Below are 13855 nucleotides of genomic sequence, written 5' to 3' on the forward strand. Positions count from 1 at the left end.
GGTGCGTGCCTGAAGGTCACACCATTCACAAGATCGCCAAGGATCACGGCAAGCTGCTGAACGGCCACGCCGTCGCGGTGTCGTCGCCCCAGGGGCGCTTCGAACCCGACGCCGAGCGCATCGACGGGTGCGTGCTCGAACGCATCGAAGCCTACGGGAAGCACCTCTTCTACCACTGGGAGTCGGGCGAGATCGGCCACGTCCACCTCGGCCTGTTCGGCAAGTTCCGTGTGTCGAAGGTCGACACCGATACCTCGCTTCCCGATCCTCGTGGAGCGGTCCGCATGCGCCTCGCGCTCGACGACGTCGCCATCGACCTGAGCGGCCCGACGGCCTGCACCGTCGACCCGCCCGACGTACGAGACCGCATTCTGGCTCGCCTCGGTCCCGACCCGCTCCGCCGAGACGGCACGCCCGACAAGATGATCGCCAAGATCGCCAAGAGCCGACGTGGGATCGGCGACCTCCTCATGGACCAGTCGGTCGTCGCCGGCGTCGGCAACGTCTACCGAGCCGAAGCGCTGTTCGTGATGGGCATCCATCCCGAGCGGCCGGGCTGCGACCTCCACGACGCCGAGGTGGTGATGCTGTGGAACACGATCCAGTCGATGTTGCGCCAGGGTGTGAAAGACGGTCGGATTCTCACGGTCAGCCGAGAGGAGTCCGGAGTACCCCGGGGCAAACGGATTCCACGGAGCGAGGCCACCTACGCGTACAAGCGCGACAACTGCCTGCGCTGCGGCACCGAGATCACACGGCTCGACATCCAGAACCGCACCAGCTACCACTGCGCCACCTGCCAGCCACTTCGGTGACCGGCACGACACGCGCTCAGTCGAGCACCTCGAACCAGACGCCCTCTTGCGCCGTGCCCATGTAGTTGATGTAGATCTCCTCACCCACCGCGATGTCACGCGTTGCGGTGATGACCAGCTCGTCCTTCGTCTCGAGCGTGGTGGCATTGGGCGAGTACGAGTGGTTGTAGAGCGAGCCGTAGCCGAGTGCGAGGGCGGTCTGCCCGTCGCCCCAACCGAAGACGTAGCCGACGGCGCCGGCTTCGAGTTCTTCCTCGTTGCCCTCCTCGGCGATGAGCATCGGGCAGCGCTCGATCTCGTCGCCCGCGGCGAATGGCTGCGTGGCGAACACACCTCGGCCCGCTCCGGTCGGAGATTCGGCGACTCTCAATCCCTGTGGCACGACCCGATAGTCAACCAACGAATCGACGACTTGCGATCAACGACTCACTGGGCGCGCCAGATCGGCGCATCCGGGTCACCGCGCCAGTGAGCGAGACGGCGTTGCGCTTCGGGCATCGCCGCCGGATTGGCCGATCCCGCCTTCAGGCGCATCAGCGTGGCTGCCACCAGCCGGAGTTCGGCGAAGGCCTCGGGGCTCGGATTACCTCGCCCGGAGATCCCGTAGCCGTCGGCGAACGCCTCGTACACGCCCACCTCGCCACCCCACCGCTCGGTCCAGGTCATCAACGGCGCGTGATCCCAGCCGAACGGTGCGGCACACAACAGGTCCCAGTCGATCAGCATCGGCCCGTCGGCGGTCATGACCACATTGCCGGGATGCACATCGCCGTGGCAGACCACGACCTCGTCGAAGTGGTCCCACCCGGCGTGGCGGTCGAGCGCAGCATCGATCCCGGCTCGGGCGTCGGCGTCGAGCGAATCGCCCACGGCCGCGAGCATCGCGTCGAAGTCCCACCACGGGAACGAGGTCGGCGACGGCACCGGGAGCCCCGGTGGCAGCTGCTCGGCGTCGAGACGGTGCACCCGGCGGATCATGGCTCCGACCGCCGTCCAGTCGATCGGCTCGCCGCTCGCTTCGAGATGTGGCCAGGCGGTCACCGACATGCCCGCGTGTTCGACCACGTCGGTGTGACGGGCAGGCGGCACGGCGATGTCATGCCGTCGCAGCACCTCGGCCAGCTCGATCGACACCTGTGCCGGCGCCGACGGAGTCGCGACGCGCAGCACGCAGTCACCCGACCGGTAGATCGCATTCATGCCGTGCCGCATCAACACCGGAGCGTCGAGCCGCCAGTGGGCCGATGCCACCTCGGCGGCGCGCTCGGCCGCGGCCAGATCGGTGACACGGGTGTCGACGTAGGCCCTGGTCATCGGCTGGCTCGTCAGGCTCGGGCGTACAGCTCGACGCCGGGGTTCAGCCGCAGCGTCGGGTCGAACTGGGCCTTGATCCGCTCGTGGAGCGCCACGGTCGGACCGTCGGGCACCTTCACCGGACCCGGCTGGGTGTGATGGACGATGCCGACGCCGATCTCGGCGACGAACGAACCGGTCGACGAGGCGAGCGCGTCGCGCAGCGTCGACGGGGCGACCGACCATCGATGCGCGGTCGGCAGCTCCGGTGGGCCGTCGGCGTCGGCGAGGTCGAACGCTGCTGCGGCAGCCGACACGTCGCGGGCGTCGCCGTCGAGGCGAACCCAGGTGGTCGTGCCGTTCCACAGCACCGACACCGGGCGGTAGAGGGCGGCCAGCAACTCCATCGGGTCGCGATCGCTCGTGAACCATCGGGTGTGGCGGGGAATCGGCCGCGTCCGCAGGATGACGTCGCCGAAGAACCCGAGCGTGCCGTGTGCGCCGACGAGCAGGCGACAGAGATCGAAGCCACTCACGTTCTTCACGGTCGGGCCACCGGCTTTGGTCGCCTTCCCGGCGGCCGACACGTAGTGCGTCTGCAGCAACACGTCGCGGGCGGGGCCGTACGCCAGGCGCGTGATGTCACTCTGCCCGACCGCCAGGGCTCCGCCGACGGTTCCCGACACGGGAAGCGCAACGGTCTGACCGTGCTCGGCGAGTGCGGCGGCCAGTTCGACCATCGGTGTCGCCGCGCCGCACTCGACCACCATCTCGGCCGCGTCGATGCGGGTGATCCCGGCGGGTGCGACGACTCGTCGAGCGTCACCGACCGCTCCCCCGCGGGTGCCGAGGCCGGCGATGGCGACGTCGCCCTCGCTCCCGACCGCTGCGGCGAACTCTTCGATGGTCGCGTCCATGAGCGTCAGATCCACGCGCCCTCGGGAACTGCGTGCAGGTCACCGCAGGTCGCCGGGTTCGGCAGCACCTTGTTCGGGTTGGCCAGCAGTTTCGGATCGAATGCGAGGCGCAGGGCCTCCTGAGCTGCGAGATCGATCTCGGAGAACATCAGCGGCATGAGGTCGCGCTTCTCGAGACCGATGCCATGCTCCCCCGAGAGCACACCGCCGACGGCGACCGAGAATCCGACGATCTCGCGACCGGCCTCGTGGACCTTCTCGACCATGCCGGGCTCGCGTGCGTCGTACACCAGCAGCGGGTGCAGGTTTCCGTCGCCGGCGTGGAACACGTTGATCACGTCGATGCCGTGACGACTCGTGATCTCGTACACCTTCTCGATCACCTCGGCGAGCCGAGCGCGCGGCACGACGGTGTCGTGGAGGTAGTAGTTCGGCTTGATCTGGGCCACCGCGCCGAACGCACCCTTGCGCCCCTTCCACAGCAACTCGCGCTCGACGTCATCGCCGGCGATGCGCACGTTGGCGACCTGGCGCGCTTCGGCCAACTCACGGATCCGTTCGACCTCGGCAGCCACCTGCGCCTCCGGGCCGACGCACTCGATCAGCAGCGCAGCCGCGGCGTGGATGGGCAGGCCGGCGTGGAGCCACTTCTCGACCGCCACGAGGCACAGTTGGTCCATCATCTCGACCGCGGCCGGCACGATGCCGTCGGCGATGATGTCGCTCACGAGTTGGGCACCCTCGGCGACCGAGTCGAACTCCATGAGCATCGTGGCAACGTCGGGGTGGTTCTGCATGAGCCGCACGCAGATCTTCGTCGCCACCCCGAACATGCCCTCGCTGCCGACGAACGCGCCGCGCAGGTCGAGGCCGTCGGGCTCGGGGTCCTCCCCACCGAGCGTCGTGATCGATCCGTCGGGCAACACCACTTCGAGCGCGAGGATGTGCGCGCTCGTCACGCCGTCGGCGAGACAGTGTGGCCCGCCGGAGTTGTTGGCGACGTTGCCGCCGATCGAACACGTCTGCTGGCTGCTCGGATCGGGCGCGAAGTGCACGCCGAGATGGGCGATCTGCCGCGACAAGTCGAGGTTGAGCACGCCCGGCTCGACCCACGCCTGCCGATTGACGGCGTCGACCGAGACCACGGCGTTCATCTTCGTCGTCGAAATCACGATGGCCCCGTCGGGTGGCACCGCTCCCCCGGCCAACCCGGTGCCCGAACCACGGGCGAGGAACGGCACACCGAACTCGTTCGCGACCTGCACCGCTGCCTGCACATCGGCGGTCGACTCGGCGAACACCACCACACCTGCGTCGCCCTGCATGTTCGACGCGTCGCGCCGGTACAACCGCACCTCGGTCGAGCCCGACCTGACGAGATCGGGTCGTATCCGTCGGCGGAGCGCGTCGGCGACGGCCGACGACGTCGGCGAGGTCACTTCTGGCGCATCACGATGACGCGGCCGGATTCGACCGGCACGCCATCGACGAACACCTGGTCGTCGGGCGACACGTGCTCGTCGAGCGACGTGAGTCGTCCATCACGGCGAGCCTTGAGTTCGTCCTCGTGCTGGCGCATGGCCGCCCGACCGTCTTTGACCGCGTCGACGACCTGTCCTGCGGTCTGCTTGGCGCGGCTGGCCGCCGACCGGGCCACGCCGACCGCCGAGATCTGCGACGCCTTCTCCTTGACCTTCTTCTTGGCGTAGTTCGCTCCGGTCGCGCCGGCGGCGATGCCGCCGACGAACCAGGTCAGTCGCTTCATCATGCGCGCTTCCTTCTCTGTTCGGGTGCTCCGGTGGTGCGGCTCACGTCGATGACGCCCGGCTGTCGGCCGTCGATCGCAGAGCGTCGAGGTGCGCCGCGCAGCCGTGCCAAGGTACGCGAGGTGCCCTTGGCGAGTCCGGCCGCCTTGATCGACGGCGACGAGAACGCCGTCTTGGTCACACGCGATCCGACGGCGTCACCGATCGCCTCGGCCGAACCGAGCACCTTGTCGAATCGTTCGAGGTCGTGACGAGCTTCGTCGACGGTCTCGCGGGCCTCGGCGGCCGACGTGCGCAGTTCGTCGATCAGCGGCCGGGTCTCGATGCGCAGATCGGTGACCTCACGGCGCAGATCGCGCAGCGTGTCGAGCACGCGGAGCAGCACGACGATGAGCGCCGCGAACCCGATGGTGAGCAGCAGCGCCGCGAGGACGACGACGAGTTCGCCGGCGGTCATGATCGGTCCTCGTTCGGCGGACGGCGACGACTCATGCGCTCGGCCACCTGGCGCTCGTCGCCGTACTCGGACGGTGTGTACCAGTTCCGATCGACGAGGGCATCGGGCAGATACTGCTGAGCAACCCATCCGTCGACATGGTTGTGAGGATACTCGTAGCCGTCTCCGTGCCCCAGCGCTGCTGCCCCCTGGTAATGCGCATCGCGCAGGTGGGCCGGCACCTCGCCCGTCGCACCGTCACGCACGTCGCGGCGAGCGTTCCAGATCGCCAGCGCCGCCCGGTTGCTCTTCGGGGCGGTGGCGAGGTGAATCGCTGCCTGCGACAGGTTGAGTTGTGCTTCGGGCAACCCGACGTGCTCGACGGCGTGTGCCGCGGCGACCGCGATCTCGAGCGACCGAGAGTCGGCCAATCCGACGTCTTCGCTGGCGAAGATCACCATGCGCCTGGCGATGAAGCGAGCGTCCTCGCCGGCTTCGAGCATGCGAGCCAGCCAGTAGACGGCCGCATCGGGGTCGGAGCCACGCATCGACTTGATGAACGCGCTGACCACGTCGTAGTGGTCGTCGCGTCCGTAACGGAGGGCGCTCGTACCGAGCGCTGCTTCGACGTGTTCGAGCGCCACGTTCGTGTAGTTCGACAGTGCGCACGCCACCTCGAGCGAGGTGAGCACCTGACGCCCGTCGCCGCCCGAACGCTCGACGAGCAGGGTCACCGCGTCGTCGTCGGCGGTGGCACCTTCGGCTTGGAGTCCGCGCCGGACCAGGGTCTCGATCGCCGGGGCCTCGAGCGGTTCGAGTCGGAACAGCGTCGATCGACTGCGCAGCGGAGCGTTGACCTCGAAGAACGGGTTCTCCGTCGTGGCGCCGATGAGGGTGAGCGTGCCGTCTTCGACCGCCGGCAGCAGGGCGTCCTGCTGTGCCTTGGAGAAGCGGTGGATCTCGTCGAGGAAGAGGATCGTCCCCTGCCCTCGTTCGCCCAACCGATGCTTCGCTCGCTCGATCGTCTCGCGCACGTCCTTGACACCGGCCGTCACCGCCGAGAGTTGCTCGAAGGCTCGCTCGGTCGTTCCGGCCACGGCGAGCGCCAAGGTCGTCTTTCCCGTACCCGGCGGCCCCCACAGCAGCGCCGATGTCAACCGATCCGACTCGACGAGCCGCCGAAGTGGCCGATCGGGTCCGACCAGGTGCTCCTGGCCCACCACGTCGTCGATCGTCCGCGGCCGCAACCGTGCCGCCAATGGGGCGCGGGTCAGCTTCGCCGTTTCGGCCGCCGCTGCGAACAGGTCGTCGCTCATCCGGTCACTTCAGCAGCACGCGCTCGTACGAGGGGCGCCTGAACTCGACAACCTGTTCGACGAGCCACTGGGGTTTCGCCCATTTCCAGGCGACGAACTCGACGCCGTCGGGCTTCGGTTCGACCGCGTCGTCGCGCACCTTGAACGTGAACCAGCGCTGTGCCTGGCCCATGCGGCCGTTCTTGCGGACGCCCGACGGCCACTCGTACACCGTCCATTCGGGGAACTCGTCGACGAGATCGACGTCGTCCTTCGACAGACCGGTCTCTTCGTGGAGTTCGCGCCATGCAGCCTCGACGGGGGTCTCACCGACGTCGACACCACCTTGCGGCAACTGCCACTGCCCTTCGAAGTCGCTCCGCTCGAAGGCGAGCAAGCGCCCCTTCTCGTTGGTGACCACGGCGACCACGTTGGCCCGAAAATGTGCGCTTGCCATCGTCGAGCGAGCGTACCGGAGTGATGTCGGATGGGACGCGGTGACTCAGCGCCCGAGGGCGCGCAGTCGGTGCATCACGTCGACGAACTCGTGATCGTGATCGGCGATGGTCGCGAAATAGCGACGTGCGCCGATGGTGTCACCGAGCCGATCGTGCAGGTCGCCCAGCACGTACCACTGCCGGAGATGGTGCGGACGTACCCGCTTGGGCGTCTTGACGCCGTCGGTCATCGCCTGAATCGCCGCGCTGAGGTCGCCTCGATCGGCAAACGAGTTCGCCCACACGATGCGCCCCTCGGCCATGACTTCCTGCGACGGCGAGGCGGCCTTGATCTGTTCCCACACCCGTTCGACGGCCTGCCACCGGCGCATGGCCCGGTACCCGTCGGCGATCACCGGGAGCAACTCGGGGTTCTCGTGCAGTTCTTGGGCCTGCTGCAGCGCCGCCACGGCCTGCTTGTACCGACCGAGTCGATAGTTGGCCAGGCCGAGCACCTCTTGCACGGCCGCAACCGCGGGAGCTTCCTTGGCGATCGCCGAGGCGAGACGCCGTGCCTCGTCGAAGCGCTCGCGATCGAGCGCCTCCGACGCTTGCGCCAGTCGCTCCGAGAGCCGTTTGCCGCGCTGGTCACCGAGCACGCCGACGAGCTCGTCGCTGATCTCCTGGTCGAGCGGACGAACCTCGCGCTTGGCTGCGGGGGTGGTGGCCCGACCGGTTGCGGCGAGTGCGGCATCGCGCACCGACCCTTCGTCGATCCATTCCTCGGTCGAGCGTTCGTCGGCCCGACGACGGTTCATGTCGTCGTCCTGCTTCAGACGCGGGCCGCTGCGTCGAGCATCGATCTCGGCGGCGCGTCGCTCGGCCGCTGTCGATGGGCCGGGGTTCTCGCGCCACTTGGGCGTGAACCGGTCACCGCGGCTGCCCGAACGGCCTCCGGTGCGGCGTCCTCGATCGTCGCCTCGGCCACCGCGGTCATCACGACCACGTCCGCCGCTCGAGCCCCGTCGCCCATCGGTGCCGCCGGCCGGCCGATCGTCACGGCCGCGTCCACCGCTCTCGTCTCGACCGCGCCCGCTCGGACGGTCGTCGCGCCCGCGCCCACCGCGGTCGTCACGACCACGTCCGCCTCGATCGTCACGACCGCCGCCTGAGCGACCGCCACCCGGGCGTCCGCCGCCCGAGCGACCGCCGCCGGGGCGCGAGTCGCCACGTCCGCCGGAGGATGGACGATTCGAGCGGTGTTCAGACATGGCCACCCAGGCTACGGCATCGAGTCGGAGAAACTCGGAGCGCCACCGTGAACCCCGGCACCGGGACCTGGCCGGCGAACCGGCAGTCGAAACCGGGGGCAAGGAGTGCTATGGGGTGAAAACGTGGAGAGCCCCAACACACGGTGTCGTGTGTGGGGCTCTCACTGCGTAATCGGGCGGCGTCCTACTCTCCCAGGGGGTCTACCCCCAAGTACCATCGGCGCTGACAGGCTTAACTTCCGTGTTCGGGATGGGAACGGGTGTGACCCTGTCGCTATGGCCACCCAAATCAATTGTCAAATCCGGTCTCACCCCACCGTTGGGGGCAGAAACCAGAACTTCAGGGGACTCCTGAAGGACTCCAGAGCAAGCACGAGCGGTTTAAAACTAAGCCCTCGGCCGATTAGTACCGGTCGGCTGAACGTGTTACCACGCTTACACCTCCGGCCTATCAACGTGATGGTCTCGTCACGGGCCTTACTACGTTTACCGTATGGGAACACTCATCTTCACCCGGGTTTCCCACTTAGATGCTTTCAGCGGTTATCCCTTCCGTAGGTGGCAAATCTGCAATGCCTCTGGCGAGACAACAGACACACTAGAGCTACGTCCGTCCCGGTCCTCTCGTACTAAGGACAGCCGGTGTCAATGTTCCTTCGGTTGCGGAGGATAGGGACCGAACTGTCTCACGACGTTCTGAACCCAGCTCGCGTACCGCTTTAATGGGCGAACAGCCCAACCCTTGGGACCTGCTTCAGCCCCAGGATGCGATGAGCCGACATCGAGGTGCCAAACCTTTCCGTCGATATGGACTCTTGGGAAAGATTAGCCTGTTATCCCCGGAGTACCTTTTATCCGTTGAGCGACCACACTTCCACACGTGATGGCCGGGTCACTATGCCCTACTTTCGTACCTGCTCGACTTGTAGGTCTCGCAGTCAAGCTCCCTTGTGCCATTGCACTCGACGACTGATTGCCAACCAGTCTGAGGGAACCTTTGGGCGCCTCCGTTACTCTTTAGGAGGCGACCGCCCCAGTCAAACTACCCGCCTGGAACTGTCCCTGATCCCGATAAGGGACCGAGGTTAGAGATCCAACATACACAGGGTGGTATTTCAACAATGACTCCACACTAGCTAGCGCTAATGCTTCCAAGTCTCCCACCTATCCTACACAATGCAGGTCAAATCTCAATACCAAGTTATAGTAAAGGTTCACGGGGTCTTTCCGTCCTTCCGCAACTAACGAGCATCTTTACTCGTACTTCAATTTCGCCGGGTCTGTGGTTGAGACAGTGGGGAAGTCGTTACGCCATTCGTGCAGGTCGGAACTTACCCGACAAGGAATTTCGCTACCTTAGGACCGTTATAGTTACGGCCGCCATTCACTTGGGCTTAGGTTCACAGCTTCGCTCCAAAGAGCTAACCGTTCCCCGTGACCTTCAAGCATTGGGCAGGCGTCACAGGGTATACATCGCCTTACGGCTTCGCACCCTGCTGTGTTTTTGGTAAACAGTCGCTACCCCCTGGTCTGTGCCACCCTCTCCAGCTCGAGACGTAAAGTCCGTCACCAAAAAGGGTCCTCCTTCTTCCGAAGTTACGGAGGCAATTTGCCGAGTTCCTTAACCACAGTTCTCCCGCTCGCCTTAGTATTCTCTACCCGCCCACCTGTGTCGGTATGGGGTACGGGCACCGTGACAGCTCACTGCTGGGCTTTTCTTGGCAGCATGGAATCAGTGACTTCGCGGTATGTCGCTCGGCATCGCGTCTCAGAGTATGTGAACCGAACTCTCATAAGGTTCCTCCTACACGCTTACCCCAGGATAACCATCACCTGGGCTCACTTATCCTCCTGCGTCCCCCGTCAGCTATCCGCCAGCAGCTCAGTAAGTTCGCTCACCAAAAAGGTGAACAGCCCCAACGTTGCCACTCTTGGACCTGGCGCGGTCACGGTGGTACTGGAATATCAACCAGTTGTGCATCGACTACGCCTCTCGGCCTCGCCTTAGCTCCCGACTCACCCTGGGGGGATTAGCCTTCCCCAGGAACCCTTGGGCTTTCGGCGGAGGGGTTTCTCACCCCTCTCTCGCTACTCATGCCTGCATTCTCACTCGATACCGCTCCACGTACCCTCACGGATCCGCTTCTCAGCCGCATCGACGCTCCTCTACCGCTCCCAACAAAGTTGGAAGCCCATAGCTTCGGCTCTGTACTTGAGCCCCGTTACATTGTCCGCGCAGGATCACTCGACCAGTGAGCTATTACGCACTCTTTCAAGGATGGCTGCTTCTAAGCCAACCTCCTGGCTGTCTATGCAATCCCACATCGTTTTCCACTTAGTACAGAATTAGGGGCCTTAGCTGATGATCTGGGCTGTTTCCCTTTCGACCAACGAAGCTCATCCCCCGTGGTCTCACTGCTGCGCTCTGGAGTATCGGCATTCGGAGTTTGACTGGATTCGGTAAGCTTGTGGGCCCCCTAGTCCAATCAGTGCTCTACCTCCGACACTGAACACGCAACGCTGCACCTAAATGCATTTCGAGGAGAACCAGCTATTGCCAAGTTTGATTAGCCTTTCACCCCTATCCACAGCTCATCCCCGCAATTTTTAACTTACGTGGGTTCGGTCCTCCACGGGGTCTTACCCCCGCTTCAACCTGGCCATGGATAGATCACTTGGCTTCGGGTCTACAGCATGCGACTCCACGCCCTATTCAGACTCGCTTTCGCTCCGGCTTCCCATCTCTGGTTAACCTTGCCACACACCGTAACTCGCAGGCTCATTCTTCAAAAGGCACGCCATCGCGGCCACACCAAAGTGTGACGACGCTCTGACTGTTTGTAAACCAACGGTTTCAGGTACTATTTCACTCCCCTCCCGGGGTACTTTTCACCTTTCCCTCACGGTACTGGTTCACTATCGGTCACCAAGGAATACTTAGACTTATGGGGTGGTCCCCACAGATTCACGCCGGCTTTCACGGTTCCGGCGTTACTTGGGATGACAGGCGGATAGTACATACATTTCGGATACGGGACTGTTACCCACTACGGTCGAACCTTTCCTGATTCGTTCTCCTATGCAGCACTTGTAATCCGTGACAGTTCTGAAGCACTGTCTCCTGGTCCCACGACCCCGCACCTGCAACGCCTTCAGGCTTGACACAGGCACGGTTTAGTCTCAACCCATTTCGCTCGCCGCTACTCAGGGTGTCGCGGTTGCTTTCCTTTCCTCGGGGTACTGAGATGTTTCAATTCCCCCGGTTCCCTCCAACCGCCCTATGTGTTCAGGCGGCGGTACCACTCCATAACGAGTGGTGGGTTTCCCCATTCGGACATCTGCGCATCACAGGCTAGTCGACGCCTCCACGCAGCTTTTCGCAGTCACTCACGTCCTTCATCGGTTCTTGGTGCCAAGGCATCCACCGTTGGCTCTTTGTAGCTTAGAAATAAACTAACTCGGACACACGGGCGAACCCGCGTGCATTCGATATTTGATTACGCATGAGGCGAACCTCACACGTAAAGATGCTCGTGCTTGCTCTGCAGTTCTCAAGGAGCCATAAACCGACCACCACCCCAACCAAACGGAAGAAGCAGAAACCAACCCGCACTCACACCACCCAACAAAAAGGGGCAACGGAGTTCGAGGGCCGGCAGGCCGTCTACGAGAAGGAACGAATCCTTCAAAACGGAAGAGAAGACGGTACCCGACACATCACATCACAACAGGAGGGACCGAATCCCTCAACCATCGATCAGATGACATGACAGATGCACCAATGCACCAACAGGTGTGTGTCGTACTGGGTAGAACAAATGTCTACCTTCAGCAGACAGGCACTCCTTAGAAAGGAGGTGATCCAGCCGCACCTTCCGGTACGGCTACCTTGTTACGACTTCACCCCAATCACCGACCCCACCTTCGACGGCTCCCTCCCAAAAGGGTTGGGCCACCGGCTTCGGGTGTTGCCGACTTTCGTGGTGTGACGGGCGGTGTGTACAAGGCCCGGGAACGTATTCACCCTGGCGTGCTGATCCAGGATTACTAGCAACTCCGGCTTCATGGAGTCGAGTTGCAGACTCCAATCCGAACTGAGAACGGCTTTGATGGGATTCGCTCACCCTCACGGGATCGCAGCCCTTTGTACCGTCCATTGTAGCGTGTTTGCAGCCCTGGGCATAAGGGGCATGATGACTTGACGTCATCCCCACCTTCCTCCGAGTTGACCCCGGCAGTCTCCTGCGAGTCCCCAACATAACTTGCTGGCAACACAGGATAAGGGTTGCGCTCGTTGCGGGACTTAACCCAACATCTCACGACACGAGCTGACGACAGCCATGCACCACCTGTGTAAAGCCCCGAAGGACACCCTATCTCTAGAGCTTTTCTCTACATGTCAAACCCAGGTAAGGTTCTTCGCGTTGCATCGAATTAAGCAACACGCTCCGCTGCTTGTGCGGGCCCCCGTCAATTCCTTTGAGTTTTAGTCTTGCGACCGTACTCCCCAGGCGGGGCACTTAATGCGTTAGCGACGGCGCGGATCTCGTTGGTTGAGACCCACACCTAGTGCCCAACGTTTACGGCATGGACTACCAGGGTATCTAATCCTGTTTGCTACCCATGCTTTCGCTCCTCAGCGTCAGTTACGGCCCAGAGCGGCGCCTTCGCCACTGGTGTTCCTCCTGATATCTGCGCATTTCACCGCTACACCAGGAATTCCCCGCTCCCCTACCGCACTCTAGTCACAGTAGTATCGAGTGGCCTCTTGAGGTTAAGCCTCAAGTTTTCACACCCGACTGACTGAACCGCCTACGAGCTCTTTACGCCCAATAAATCCGGATAACGCTCGGTGCCTACGTGTCACCGCGGCTGCTGGCACGTAGTTGGCCGCACCTTCTTCTGTAGGTACCGTCATTTTCTTCCCTACTGAAAGCGGTTTACAACCCTAAGGCCTTCTTCCCGCACGCGGCATCGCTGCATCAGGCTTGCGCCCATTGTGCAAGATTCCCCACTGCTGCCTCCCGTAGGAGTCTGGACCGTGTCTCAGTTCCAGTGTGGCTGATCATCCTCTCAGACCAGCTATCCGTCGAAGCCTTGGTGAGCCATTACCTCTCCAACAAGCTGATAGACCGCGAGACCCTCCCGGACCGGCGGACCTTTCATCAAACCCCCATGCGAGGAAATGATGACATTCGGTATTAGCAGTCGTTTCCAACTGTTATCCCAAAGTCCGGGGCAGGTTTCTCACGTGTTACGCACCCGTTCGCCACTAAGTCTTCCGGAGCAAGCTCCATGGACTTCGTTCGACTTGCATGTGTTAAGCGTGCCGCCAGCGTTCATCCTGAGCCAGGATCAAACTCTCCAACAAAAACGTGTACCAATCATCTCATCACCAAAGCGACTCGAGACCAGCAACGACATGTCAGCGAGCGCCACAACCAGACGGAAAAAGTCTGTGATGTTGCAGCGTCCAGCTGGATTCGGCCATCCATCATCAACACCGGCAAAACCGACGCATCAAACGAACAGCCATTGTATTCGTGTTGCCGCCGACAGGGATGTCGACAGCAGAATTGACAAGACAGCCTCTCGAAGCGACCCGAAGGCCGCCTACTGAACTGC

At 63.2% G+C, this 13855-nt stretch carries 11 protein-coding genes and 3 rRNA genes; 1 reads left to right on the forward strand and 13 read right to left on the reverse strand.

The annotated features are described in order from the left end of the window. The first annotated feature begins 5 nt into the window (after window positions 1-5). Window positions 6-815 carry an Fpg/Nei family DNA glycosylase gene (locus tag YM304_RS13180; protein WP_015442195.1) on the forward strand — a complete coding sequence of 270 codons (810 nt, stop codon included), beginning with the start codon at window positions 6-8 and terminating at the stop codon, window positions 813-815. Between the two features lie 16 nt (window positions 816-831). Here YM304_RS13180 and YM304_RS13185 read toward each other — a convergent pair whose 3' ends face one another. The 13 genes from YM304_RS13185 to YM304_RS13245 form a co-directional block, all read right to left on the reverse strand. Continuing rightward, the gene (locus YM304_RS13185; RefSeq protein WP_015442196.1) at window positions 832-1197 is read right to left on the reverse strand and encodes an SET domain-containing protein-lysine N-methyltransferase; all 366 of its coding nucleotides are present in this window, start codon (window positions 1195-1197) and stop codon (window positions 832-834) included. 44 nt (window positions 1198-1241) lie between these two features. Beyond that, the gene (locus YM304_RS13190; protein WP_015442197.1) at window positions 1242-2129 is read right to left on the reverse strand and encodes a phosphotransferase enzyme family protein; all 888 of its coding nucleotides are present in this window, start codon (window positions 2127-2129) and stop codon (window positions 1242-1244) included. A gap of 11 nt (window positions 2130-2140) precedes the next feature. Next, complete coding sequence (locus YM304_RS22630) at window positions 2141-3040, reverse strand: FAD-binding oxidoreductase (protein ID WP_051071432.1); 900 nt, start codon at window positions 3038-3040, stop codon at window positions 2141-2143. Continuing rightward, the gene (locus YM304_RS13200; RefSeq protein WP_015442199.1) at window positions 3031-4464 is read right to left on the reverse strand and encodes an FAD-binding oxidoreductase; all 1434 of its coding nucleotides are present in this window, start codon (window positions 4462-4464) and stop codon (window positions 3031-3033) included. The genes YM304_RS22630 and YM304_RS13200 overlap by 10 nt, the downstream gene beginning before the upstream one ends. Then, window positions 4461-4793, reverse strand: coding sequence for a hypothetical protein (locus YM304_RS13205; protein WP_015442200.1), 333 nt, complete (start codon window positions 4791-4793; stop codon window positions 4461-4463). The genes YM304_RS13200 and YM304_RS13205 overlap by 4 nt, the downstream gene beginning before the upstream one ends. Then, window positions 4790-5248: a DUF948 domain-containing protein gene (locus YM304_RS13210; RefSeq protein ID WP_015442201.1), complete on the reverse strand. Its 459-nt coding sequence runs from the start codon at window positions 5246-5248 to the stop codon at window positions 4790-4792. Before YM304_RS13210 ends, YM304_RS13205 begins: the two co-directional genes overlap by 4 nt. Then, window positions 5245-6543: a replication-associated recombination protein A gene (locus YM304_RS13215; protein WP_015442202.1), complete on the reverse strand. Its 1299-nt coding sequence runs from the start codon at window positions 6541-6543 to the stop codon at window positions 5245-5247. The genes YM304_RS13210 and YM304_RS13215 overlap by 4 nt, the downstream gene beginning before the upstream one ends. Before the next feature lie 4 nt (window positions 6544-6547). Beyond that, window positions 6548-6979 carry an NUDIX domain-containing protein gene (locus tag YM304_RS13220; RefSeq protein WP_015442203.1) on the reverse strand — a complete coding sequence of 144 codons (432 nt, stop codon included), beginning with the start codon at window positions 6977-6979 and terminating at the stop codon, window positions 6548-6550. 45 nt (window positions 6980-7024) lie between these two features. Next, window positions 7025-7777, reverse strand: coding sequence for a tetratricopeptide repeat protein (locus tag YM304_RS24770; protein ID WP_015442204.1), 753 nt, complete (start codon window positions 7775-7777; stop codon window positions 7025-7027). Window positions 7778-7791: 14 nt separating this feature from the next. Beyond that, window positions 7792-8190, reverse strand: a complete 399-nt coding sequence (locus YM304_RS24775; protein WP_041298300.1) for a hypothetical protein — start codon at window positions 8188-8190, stop codon at window positions 7792-7794. A gap of 211 nt (window positions 8191-8401) precedes the next feature. Then, window positions 8402-8518 (reverse strand): 5S ribosomal RNA (gene rrf, locus YM304_RS13235). Between the two features lie 95 nt (window positions 8519-8613). Continuing rightward, window positions 8614-11678 (reverse strand): 23S ribosomal RNA (locus tag YM304_RS13240). A gap of 402 nt (window positions 11679-12080) precedes the next feature. Then, a 16S ribosomal RNA gene (locus YM304_RS13245) occupies window positions 12081-13601 on the reverse strand. Together the 16S, 23S and 5S rRNA genes form the textbook arrangement of a ribosomal RNA operon. Between the last annotated feature and the right edge of the window lie 254 nt (window positions 13602-13855).

Source organism: Ilumatobacter coccineus YM16-304 (assembly GCF_000348785.1).
In the GTDB taxonomy this organism is placed as follows: domain Bacteria; phylum Actinomycetota; class Acidimicrobiia; order Acidimicrobiales; family Ilumatobacteraceae; genus Ilumatobacter_A; species Ilumatobacter_A coccineus.